The organism is Telmatospirillum sp. J64-1 (assembly GCF_006980715.1).
In the GTDB taxonomy this organism is placed as follows: domain Bacteria; phylum Pseudomonadota; class Alphaproteobacteria; order Rhodospirillales; family Magnetospirillaceae; genus Oleiliquidispirillum; species Oleiliquidispirillum nitrogeniifigens.
Genome location: NZ_SBHN01000091.1, coordinates 1 through 548 on the forward strand (window position 1 = coordinate 1; position 548 = coordinate 548).

General features: G+C 66.6%; 1 protein-coding gene. It reads right to left on the reverse strand.

Annotated features, from left to right (window positions below; all coding sequences use genetic code 11):
* Positions 1–44 precede the first annotated feature (44 nt).
* The gene (locus tag EPD66_RS23900) at positions 45–443 is read right to left on the reverse strand and encodes a DUF4054 domain-containing protein (RefSeq protein ID WP_142851052.1); all 399 of its coding nucleotides are present in this window, start codon (positions 441–443) and stop codon (positions 45–47) included.
* Between the last annotated feature and the right edge of the window lie 105 nt (positions 444–548).

The following is a 548-nucleotide window of genomic DNA, read 5'->3' on the forward strand; positions in this document are numbered from 1 at the left end:
CATTGAGGTGTGATTAAGGGTCTGCTTGACTGAAATGACCGGCTTCACAGCACCAGCCCTCCGGCGCCGATGGTCGAGGCCAGCGCCCAATATTGCCGTCCCCAACTGGTATCATTGTATTGCCCGCCGCGCGGATCGATGCCGGCCGCACCGCCGGATCGGCTGACGGATTTGGACACGCTGCCCACGGTCTTGCTCTCGGACGTGACCCCGCCGCTTGCCGCTTCCAGTCCGCCGGTACCGTCGGCGGCCTTGCTGGCGGCGGCCACCAGGGTCAGATGGTGGGCGGCCAGGAACAGGATGCCCTGCGACCGCAGATTCCCCCATCGCTCGGCCGGCACCTGCGCGGCAGCGAAATCCAGCCATAGGGCCAGCATTGATTCGGGGAACTTCTCCTCGTCGGCGAAGCCCGGCAAGGCGGCGCGGAACTCGGCGGGGGTCATGGGAGATTCCTTACGGGCTGGGATCGCTTACTTGCGGCCGGTACGCTTCTGTGCAGGCTCACTGGAGGCCGACTCCTGCTCCGGCTGCTCCGGCTGCTCCGGCTG

What these genes read in the sequence shown, in the direction of transcription:
- EPD66_RS23900 (WP_142851052.1), bottom strand. Translation starts at nt 443, where the DNA reads ATGACCCCCGCCGAGTTCCGCGCCGCCTTGCCGGGCTTCGCCGACGAG.